Annotated in this window: 9 protein-coding genes; 3 read left to right on the forward strand and 6 right to left on the reverse strand. The window is 40.9% G+C overall.

What is annotated here, in order from left to right; genetic code table 11:
* Positions 1 to 158 precede the first annotated feature (158 nt).
* Together NH153_RS21500 and NH153_RS00645 are read right to left on the reverse strand one after the other, a co-directional pair.
* Positions 159 to 317, reverse strand: coding sequence for a YqaE/Pmp3 family membrane protein (locus tag NH153_RS21500; RefSeq protein WP_064971745.1), 159 nt, complete (start codon positions 315 to 317; stop codon positions 159 to 161).
* Positions 318 to 374: 57 nt separating this feature from the next.
* Positions 375 to 950, reverse strand: coding sequence for a BON domain-containing protein (locus NH153_RS00645; RefSeq protein ID WP_063699973.1), 576 nt, complete (start codon positions 948 to 950; stop codon positions 375 to 377).
* A 329-nt stretch (positions 951 to 1,279) separates the two neighbouring features.
* Between NH153_RS00645 and NH153_RS00650 the strand changes: the two genes are divergently transcribed.
* Entirely contained in the window at positions 1,280 to 1,939 is a 660-nt protein-coding gene (locus NH153_RS00650; RefSeq protein WP_063699976.1) for a LiaF domain-containing protein, read from the forward strand.
* A gap of 335 nt (positions 1,940 to 2,274) precedes the next feature.
* Here the strand turns inward: NH153_RS00650 and NH153_RS00655 are convergent, their stop codons facing one another.
* Both NH153_RS00655 and pmbA read right to left on the reverse strand, forming a co-directional pair.
* On the reverse strand, positions 2,275 to 2,691 hold the full coding sequence (locus NH153_RS00655) for a VOC family protein (RefSeq protein WP_063699978.1): 417 nt from the start codon (positions 2,689 to 2,691) through the stop codon (positions 2,275 to 2,277).
* Positions 2,692 to 2,819: 128 nt separating this feature from the next.
* Positions 2,820 to 4,157: a metalloprotease PmbA gene (pmbA, locus tag NH153_RS00660; RefSeq protein WP_063699980.1), complete on the reverse strand. Its 1,338-nt coding sequence runs from the start codon at positions 4,155 to 4,157 to the stop codon at positions 2,820 to 2,822.
* 137 nt (positions 4,158 to 4,294) lie between these two features.
* Here pmbA and yjgA point away from each other — a divergent pair, with 137 nt between their 5' ends.
* On the forward strand, positions 4,295 to 4,816 hold the full coding sequence (gene yjgA / locus NH153_RS00665) for a ribosome biogenesis factor YjgA (RefSeq protein WP_063700007.1): 522 nt from the start codon (positions 4,295 to 4,297) through the stop codon (positions 4,814 to 4,816).
* Between the two features lie 280 nt (positions 4,817 to 5,096).
* Here yjgA and NH153_RS00670 read toward each other — a convergent pair whose 3' ends face one another.
* A complete protein-coding gene (locus NH153_RS00670; RefSeq protein WP_063699982.1) occupies positions 5,097 to 5,549 on the reverse strand; it encodes an REP-associated tyrosine transposase in 453 nt (150 codons plus the stop codon).
* 212 nt (positions 5,550 to 5,761) lie between these two features.
* Entirely contained in the window at positions 5,762 to 7,834 is a 2,073-nt protein-coding gene (locus NH153_RS00675; protein ID WP_063699984.1) for a M13 family metallopeptidase, read from the reverse strand.
* 388 nt (positions 7,835 to 8,222) lie between these two features.
* On the opposite strand from NH153_RS00675, the gene NH153_RS00685 reads away from it, so the two are divergent.
* Positions 8,223 to 9,394, forward strand: a protein-coding gene (locus tag NH153_RS00685) for an IS3 family transposase (protein WP_105180735.1) whose coding sequence is annotated in 2 segments (ribosomal slippage) — positions 8,223 to 8,496 and positions 8,496 to 9,394 — 1,173 coding nt in all. Because the reading frame shifts where the segments join, the coding sequence is not laid out codon by codon here.
* Positions 9,395 to 9,427: the final 33 nt, after the last annotated feature.

The following is a 9,427-nucleotide window of genomic DNA, read 5'->3' on the forward strand; positions in this document are numbered from 1 at the left end:
CATTGTGCGCTACTCCATAACGCCTTGTTACTTCCTTGTTGTCCTTTGTGCTTAGCTACATTGTCCATACTGTAAACTCCTTGCGGTTTATCGTCCGTTACTCCTACAGCCCTTCCTTGCTGTGCTCCATTACCCATCCTTGCTAATTAATGCGGTGATTATCGCTTAGCGATGATATACACAGCATGAATCAAACCTGGAATGTACCCTAATAAGGTTAAAAGAATATTAATCCAGAACTGCGCACCTAAACCTACCTGTAAAAATACGCCGAGAGGTGGAATTAAAACCGATAAAATAATACGTATTAAATCCATGACTCACTCCTTGAAAAAGATAAGCCCAGCCAAAGCTGGGCTATATAGGGCTTGCTATTATTCAGCAACAATCGTTAATTCATCGATTACTTTGCGAACATCTTCAGCATTTTCAGCAATGCTGATTGCTAATTGCTTTTCTGCATCAGACTCAACAGTACCTTTCAGTGTTACTACACCGTTGTCGGTATCAACATCGATATCGGTACCACCCACTTCTGAGTTAAATAAATAACGTGTTGTGATTACAGTACTGATTTTTGCATCGGTTAAATCGCTTTCGGCTGAATCAGCTTTATCAGCTTTATCTGCTTTCATCTTCTTAGCCTTCATGTTTTTAACAACCGTTAGTTTGTTATCTACAGAGCTAACGCCATCTAGGCTAAGAACCAGCTCTTCAGCAAGCTCTTTATCTAATTCGCTATCAACTTTACCTGTTAATACAACCTTGCCATTCGTTACATCAGTGTTGATATCAAAGTTGTTAAGGTTTGTGTTCATAAGAAGCACAGTTTCTGCCTTACCATCAATCCAAGCATCTTTACTTTCATTTTCCCAGCTGCTTGCCTGAGCTGACATGCTAGTTGCACCAATTACTAAAGCGGCAATCATAGATTTGTTAAAAGTGTTCATAATCTTTCTCCTTTTGATTAAAGACAGTTTTACTAATGCGACTATGATGCCAATTATTTAATTATTAATTTTCAACAAGTTAAACAGTCATTCAGCGGTGATTTATATTCATTTCGGTAAAGATTTACAAGCTGCTCGGTAAGATGTTCACAATGTTGCAAAAATAACCATTTAGTTGCTGATTTTATTAATCTGTGGTTAATTTAACGAAGTAGCTTATTCAGCTAAAAACACAACAAACTGATTTATAAAGAAATAAACTTTGGCCTAAGCTTTGCACATAACGAATAACAGAAAAATCACTTTGATAATCACAACAGGGAACTACCATGGCCGTTAAACTTGAAGATCGCCCAATCGATCAAGTAAGAGAAGAAGTTATTGATCAACTCATTTATAACTACAGTCATGCTGTTATTTCAGCTGAAGCATTTGAACGCCGCCTAGACCAAGCAATGGCGGCCACCAGCAACGAAGTACTCGTTGAGCTTGTTGCTGATTTAGATCTGAAAGCAGATATTGACTACAAATCGCAAAAGCATGCGCAATTTAAACCTCACTACAGCCATAGCAGCGACAACGAGAGCCTGCAGCTTCGAAGCATTTTGGGTTCAAATGAGCGTAGCGGCCAATGGGTGGTACCAAAAGAAATTCACCTTACAAACTGCTTAGGTTCAATCGAACTCGACTTTAGCGAAGCGATTTTCCAACATCAGCATGTCACCATTTATGTGAACTGTATTTTAGGTAGCGACGAAATCTACGTGCCAGAACATGTTAATGTGGTATCTAAATTATTTAGCGTGATTGGCAGCGTAGAGAATAAGTCTGTTGCCTTAAACAAAGGCCAAGGCCCAACCATCACCATTGAAGGTAATGTTTGGCTAGGCTCAGTTGAGATCAAAGTAAAACGTACCATGAAAGAAAAGTTCATCAGCTTTGCCAACAGCCTAAAAGCCAGTTGGAAAGAAATGAATAAGGTGCAGTAAAAGTTGCAAGGTGCTAGGTGCTAGGTGCTAGGTGCTAGGTGCTAGGTGCTAGGTGCTAGGTGCTAGTTATCGTAGCCGCAGTTTTACATCGCGCAATATAATAAGATAACGCGCGAAATAAATTTCACGCCTACATCAACCGTAGGCGTCACGCTTGCTTGGCGCGTCTTATATGCAACGCCATTTCATCAACCAATGCCTGACCTACAAACAACACCGCTCGGCTCAAAACTGATAGCTGAAAGCTGATGGCTCCTTAAATTTTCGGCACTAAAGTACCTCCTACGAGGCGCTAAAAGCAACACATCTCTGCTTACAGCTTATGGCTTAAAGCTTCACTGGTCATTATTCCTCTCACTCGGGATATCACTAAAATACTCTACAAACTCAACTTCAAAGCCTGCGGGGTCGATGAAATATACATTTTTACGATAAGGGTTTTCTGGGCCGTGTTTATCAATTTCATAACCAGCTGAAACCAGACGTTCAATGACAGCATTAATGTCGTTTGTCACATAGGCAAAATGAGCTAGGCCCACTTGGTGACCTGCTAAATCACGGTTTTCAGCTTCACCGTTATCGCTTAATGCAAGATATTGGTAATCATCACCAAAGTGCAGCCATTTACGCGGTTTGCCTGACCATGTGCTATCACCTTGGCTACGCACACGCCAATGTGGGAATGCGGCTTTATAAAAGTGCAGCATGGCATCAACATTACTTACAACAAGGTTTACGTGCTCTAAATACATGGTAGTTTTCCTTTTTATTTTTAAACTGCCACCAAGATAAAACCTCAAGTTAAGTTTAGGTAAAGCGTTTTTTCAAATAAAAAAGCCCCACAAACGTGAGGCTTTAAAATTGAGTAGTTATTGATGAATCAACTACCTGCAACCTGCATTTGTTCAATCAATACAGAGCCAGTTTGAATACCACCGCGACGCTCGATGTCGCCACCTAAGCCGACAACTGCCTTGAACATGTCTTTTAAGTTACCAGCAATCGTGATTTCACTGACTGGGTATTGGATTTCACCATTTTCAACCCAGAAGCCAGCTGCGCCACGTGAGTAATCACCAGTTACGGTGTTCACACCTTGGCCCATAAGCTCAGTTACTAATAAACCTGTGCCCATAGTTTTTAATAGCGCTTTTAAATCAGCATGGGTTTGTTCAACTAGCCAGTTATGAATACCACCAGCATGACCCGTTGGTGTCATCGATAGTTTACGTGCCGCGTAGCTAGCTAATAGATAAGTTTGCAGCTCACCACCTTGAATAATTTCACGGTCTACAGTTTTTAAACCTTCAGCATCAAACGGCGAAGACGCTAAACCTCTTAATAAATGCGGGCGCTCAGAGATATTCACGCAATCGCTAAATACTTTAGTCCCTAAGCTATCAAGCAAGAAGCTCGATTTACGATAAAGTGCACCACCACCAATCGCCGACACTAAATGGCCAAACAATGAGTTAGCAATATCTGCTCTAAAGATTACAGGCACTTTCATAGTACCTAGCTTTTGGCTATTAAGCTTAGCCAAGGTTTCAGTTGCAGCTTCGAGACCCACTTTTGCAGCGTCATTTAAATCATCTTTATGGCGCGCTACGGTATAGGCTGAATCGCGCTGCATTTGCTCGCCATCTTTACCAATCACCATAGTGCTAATGCTATGACGCGTACGTGGGTAACCTGCAATCATGCCATGGCTGTTACCATAAACACGTAGACCTTGGTGAGAAGAAAAACTCGCACCGTCTGAGTTTACAATACGCTCATCGGCGTTTAATGCCGCCTGCTCTGCTTGATGACAAAGCTCAATACCTTGCTCTGGGCTTACTTCCCACGGGTGGTATAAATCTAAATCAAGCGGTGCAAACTCTAGTAACTCTTTATCAGCGATACCATTAAATGGGTCGTCAGAAGTGAACTTAGCAATATCAATGGCTTTTTCGACCACTGTACGTAATGTTTTAGGGTTTAGGTCTGCCGTTGAAGCAGAGCCTTTGTTATTACCCACATAAACACTGATACCTAAGCCACCGTCCTGGTTAAACTCTATTGTTTCAACTTCGCCCATACGCGTGCTGACAGACAAACCTGATGTGCTCGACATCGCCGCTTCTGCTGCTGTTGCACCAAGCTTTTTTGCATGCTCAAGCACTTCGCTTACTGCGTCTTTCACTTCAGAAATGTGTTGATAAATAGGATCTTTCATCTTGTGTGTCCTAGGTTCTGATATTTTTTATAGTGTAACGAATGCTAACACACTGCGAGACCTGCATCAGCTAATATTAATCATTAACTAAATGACGTATAATAGCGAATAGTTAAGTTTACTGAATGAGCATCCTTATGGCGAAGAAGAAAAAGCCACTTATCGAAGAAGAAATTATTTACGTATCAAAAAGCGAATTAAAACGTGAAGCCATGCAATATCATGGTCTGGGTGCTGAAATCGCGAAAATGCCGAAAAAGCAACGCGATCGTTTACCACTCAATCACGATTTAAAAGAAGCCCTTGTTGTTTCTGATAAGGTGAGTGACAAAAGCGATGCATATCGTCGTAACCTAAACTACATAGCAAAAGTATTACGTACCACAGAAAACGTTGATGAAATTCAAGCGATGATCGACATCATGCTTAACAAAAACAACCAAGCGGATGTTTTGTTGAACAAGATTGAAATGCTGCGTGATGATTTGATCAAACAAGGTGACGACCTGATCAATTCAACAATTGATCAATACCCTTCTCTTGAACGCCAAAAAATGCGCCAATTAGTGCGTAGCGCCGCAAAAGAAGTGCAAGCAGAAAAGCCTGCCAAAGCTTACAAAGAGTTATTCCAGTATCTTAAAGATGCGATTATGGTTTAATTTCCTTCATTTATAGAAAGCCGCCTAATGAAAATTATGCGGCTTTTTTTATAATTACTTCTGCGTTAAAACGCCTCCTACAACCCCGTAGGAACGGCTTTAGCCGTGAATATAGCGTACAATAATCACCTAAATATTTCGGCGTTAAAACACATCCTACAACCTCGTAGGAACGGCTTTAGCCGTGAACATCGCGCACAATAATCACCTAAATATTTCGGCGTTAAAACGCCTCCTACAACCTTGTAGGAATGGCTTTAGCCATGAGAAATAAATTTACCTACAAATAGATACAATCCCAAAAAGGGTAATCACGCACACTTTTAACAATTCCAGCCCTCAATGGGTTTGCGATGATGTACCTCGATACTCCAAGTAAATGCTCTTCACTCCTTATTAAAGAATCATAATATCCTGGCTGCCAAATTTTTCGCTTAGAGCATGTTGGCTTGTTTATGAGATATGAACTCTTCCCTTTAACCTCTTGAATCAACCGAGCTAAAGGTACCTTATCTTGTAATTGAAATAACCAATGTAGGTGATCAGGCATTACCACAAAAAAAATAGTTTTAGCTTTAATATCTTCTATAGCCCTTAGAGTGTTAATTAAAACTCGTGCATTATTAAAATCAGAGAAATAACAGTTTCTATCAAGCGTTGAAGTGGTAACAGAGTAATAATGAAATGGGATTGATACCCTATGCTTTCTTAGATTTTGATAATGTGCGGTCATCCATAACCCTCCATTTATTATCTTAAATCTAGACAAAGACGAATCAGAATCAAGTTAAACCCTAGTAGGAACAGCTTTAGCCGTGAACATCGCGTACAATAATCACCTAAATATTTCGGCGTTAAAACACCTCCTACGTCGAAAGCTGACAACTCCTAAAACAAAAAAGGCTCTGAGCGTTCACTCAGAGCCTTTTTTAAATCGATAATCAATTACCAGATTTTTACGCGATCTTCTGGTTTGATATACATTTTGTCGCCTTCTTTCACATCAAACGCCTGATAGAATTCTGGCATGTTTGAAAGAATACCGATTACACGGTAGTGGCTTGGTGAATGAGGGTCTGTCATTAGGCGGTTACGTAACTCTTCGTCACGGTATTTACGACGCCAAATTTGCGACCAACCCATGAAGAAACGCTGATCACCTGTGTAGCCATCAATGATAGGCGCTTTTTCATCACCAAGTGATAATTGATAAGCAGTATAAGCAACTGTTAAGCCGCCTAAGTCACCAATGTTTTCACCTAATGTAAGCTGACCATTTACCGTTGCATCTTCAAATGGTTTGTACTCGTTATACTGAGCAACTAACTGACCTGTGCGCTCTTCAAACTGTTTAAGGTCTGAGTCGCTCCACCAGTTACGTAAGTTACCGTCACCATCGTACTTCGCACCTTGGTCATCAAAGCCGTGACCTAATTCGTGACCGATTACCGCACCGATTGCACCGTAGTTAACAGCATCATCAGCTTCTAGGTTGAAGAATGGCGGTTGTAAGATAGCCGCTGGGAATACGATTTCGTTGTTCACAGGGTTGTAGTAAGCGTTTACTGTTTGTGGTGTCATGTGCCACTCAGAACGGTCAACTGGCTTTCCTAGTTTTGCGGTCATATCTGCATATTCCCACTCGCTGTGGCGAATGTAGTTACCTACTAAGTCGTCACCTTTAACTTCAAGTGCAGAATAGTCTTTCCATTTATCTGGGTAACCGATTTTTGGCGTGAACTTATCAAGTTTCTCTTTAGCCGCGATTTTTGTTTCTGGGCTCATCCACTCAAGGTTTTCAATGGCAACTGCATAACCTTTGATTACGTTATCAACTAACTCTTCCATACGCGCTTTCGCTTCAGGTGGGAAGTTGTCTTTAACGTATACTTTACCTAGCATTTCACCTAATACACCGTTCGATGCATCAACCGCTTTTTTCCAAAGAGGTGATTGCTCTGTTACACCGCGAAGTGTGGTGCTGTAGAAATCAAAGTTAAGGTCGACTAGCTCTTTATTTAATAATGCAGCGTAGTTGCTAACAAAGTGGAACTTAAGGTAGTTCTGCCAAGTTGCTAAATCTGTATCGCTGTAGATACCCGCGAATTTTTCTAGGTAGCTAGGTTGGCGAATGATGACATCTTCAGTTTTGATACCTGATGCATCAAGGTAAGCTGCAAAGTCGAACTCACCTGTAAGTTTGTTAGCATCTGCAACGCTCATCTTGTTGTAAGATTTAGTTGCATCACGGCTTTCTACACGGCTCCACTGCGCATCGGCAATGCTTGTTTCAAGCGCAATGATATCTTTAGCTGCTGCTTCAGCATCAGCGACACCCGCTTTGCTTAAGATAGCTGTTACGTATGCTTGGTAAGCTTCACGGATTTTTGTGAATTTCTCTTCATCTTTTAGGTAGTAATCACGATCTGGTAAACCTAAACCAGACTGATAAACATACATCGCGTTTTCGCTAGAGTTTTTCGCGTCGTTGTTTACGTACCAACCAAACGGTAGGCTACCGCCTTTAATGCGAAGTTCAGCCATTAAAGCAACTAAATCAGACTTGTTCTTAACTGCATCAACACTTTCTAGTACTGGTGATAATGGCTTGATACCTGCCGCTTCACGACCTGCTTCGTCCATGTAGCTGTTGTAAAATGCAGCTAATTTAGCTTCATCAGAACCCGGCTTAACATTAGTGTTTGCCGCCGCTTTTTCTAATACTTCTTTCATCGCTTTTTGCGAATCATCGTAAAGCTGAGTGAATGAACCGTAGTTTGATTTATCAGCTGGAATTTCTGTTTTCTCTAACCATTCGCCGTTTACGTGATAGTAAAAGTCATCTTGTGCGCGAACAGATTTGTCCATGTTCGCCAGTTCAATACCTGAATTTAAAGGTGCTTTTGCTTCAGTTACGGCCGCAGTTGCTGGTGCTTTAGTTTCTTGTTCTTTTTCACCACAACCAACAAGACCGAGGGCTAGTGCAATACTTGCCGCGGTAAGTGTTACTTTTTTCATGGGAGTCCCGTACTAATTATTTTTTGATGTATTTATCGAAAAACTAGCAAACCTAATTAATCATTAGTTTTTCGCTTTCTCCATAATAAACCTCTCGAGCAAAACAATAAAACCGAATATGTAACAATTCTTATCAAAACAAGATGAGTCGCATTTTTGAGCGATGGGAGGGGGAGATTAAGTGGTTAGTGGTTAGTGGTTAGTGGTTAGTGGTTAGTGGTTAGTGGTTAGTGGTTAGTGGTTAGTGGTTAGTGGTTAGAACAAAGTAAAATACAATTCATGTGTAGCAAGTTCTTTGTTTAATTACACAAAAAATAAAACCACCCTCTCGATCTGATCTGACTGATCTGACTCCATAAAAGTAGACACCTTTTTGGAGCCAGTAACCATGAAAGTAAAACCATATCGCAAACATTCGCTCGAATTTAAAATAAAAGTCGTTCAAGAGTCGTTAGACACCACAGATACAGTTAAGATGGTCGCGAATAAATACGGAATTCATCCTGACATGCTATCAAGTTGGAGAAGTCATATGACCTCGAAGAAGAAAACAGCAAAGCCATTAAAGAACCAAGGCCCAGACAAGTCATACACAGATTTAGAACGCCAAATTCGCAAGCTTGAGAAGCAACTCGAAGATGCTCAGTTGGAGAATGACGTTTTAAAAAAGGCGAAGGTCTACTTCGACAGCCTAAAAGAATAAGGTTCGAATATATCCACAAGGTCACAGATGCCAAACGCACAGTGAAGAAGTTGTGCAGTTGGTTATCTGTGTCGCCAGCTGGGTATTATAAATGGTTAAAGCAATTACCTAGCACACGCCATAAAGAGAACAGTTCGTTACTTAAGTTTCTAAAGCATATTAGCGACCAGGAGCACTGTATCCCTGGCTATAGAAAACTATGGGAGGCAGCGGTAGCACATGGTTTTGATTGCAGTAAAGGGCGTGTGCAGAGACTATTACAAAGCGTTGGCTATCGTTCAAAATCAGGTAAGAGACGCTATACAAGCCGCGCGAAGAAAGAAGGTACAATCAAAGCGAGTAACTTACTACGACGTCAGTTTAATGTGAAGACAGCAAATACTGTGTGGGTATCAGACATCACACAAGTACGCTGTAAAGATGGTTGGCAGTATTTATGCGTCATCCTTGATTTGTATTCTCGTAAGGTTGTTGGCTGGGTAACAAGCCGGATAAACAACGCCGAGTTAGTTATTAAAACACTGAAAAAGGCATGGTCAGCACGCAAACCTGATGGTTCGAACTTGCTCTTTCATTCAGATCAAGGAGCTCAGTATGTCGCAAAGGAAACAGTGAAGTGGTTAACTAATAGAGGTGTCACAGTGAGTATGTCTAGAAAAGGGAACTGCTGGGATAACGCATGCTCAGAAAGCTTCTTCGCGCAGTATAAAAAGGAGTGGATAAAGAACTTAAATGAACTGAGTCGTAGTGAAATGACAACACAAACGTATTTTTATATTGAAAAATACTACAACTCAGTAAGAAGGCATGGCACCCTAGGGTATAAAAGTCCCATGCAGTACGAACAATTTAATTAAACCCCGTGTCTACTTTATCGGGGTCAGATCAGA

It is taken from the genome of Pseudoalteromonas gelatinilytica, assembly GCF_001641615.1.
Taxonomy (GTDB): domain Bacteria; phylum Pseudomonadota; class Gammaproteobacteria; order Enterobacterales; family Alteromonadaceae; genus Pseudoalteromonas; species Pseudoalteromonas gelatinilytica.

Bases quoted from the DNA above. Each gene is read 5' to 3' on its own strand.
- NH153_RS00655 (WP_063699978.1), bottom strand. From the start codon at position 2,691: ATGTATTTAGAGCACGTAAACCTTGTTGTAAGTAATGTTGATGCCATG.
- NH153_RS21500 (WP_064971745.1), bottom strand. From the start codon at position 317: ATGGATTTAATACGTATTATTTTATCGGTTTTAATTCCACCTCTCGGC.
- NH153_RS00670 (WP_063699982.1), bottom strand. From the start codon at position 5,549: ATGACCGCACATTATCAAAATCTAAGAAAGCATAGGGTATCAATCCCA.
- NH153_RS00675 (WP_063699984.1), bottom strand. From the start codon at position 7,834: ATGAAAAAAGTAACACTTACCGCGGCAAGTATTGCACTAGCCCTCGGT.
- yjgA (WP_063700007.1), top strand. From the start codon at position 4,295: ATGGCGAAGAAGAAAAAGCCACTTATCGAAGAAGAAATTATTTACGTA.
- pmbA (WP_063699980.1), bottom strand. From the start codon at position 4,157: ATGAAAGATCCTATTTATCAACACATTTCTGAAGTGAAAGACGCAGTA.
- NH153_RS00645 (WP_063699973.1), bottom strand. From the start codon at position 950: ATGAACACTTTTAACAAATCTATGATTGCCGCTTTAGTAATTGGTGCA.
- NH153_RS00650 (WP_063699976.1), top strand. From the start codon at position 1,280: ATGGCCGTTAAACTTGAAGATCGCCCAATCGATCAAGTAAGAGAAGAA.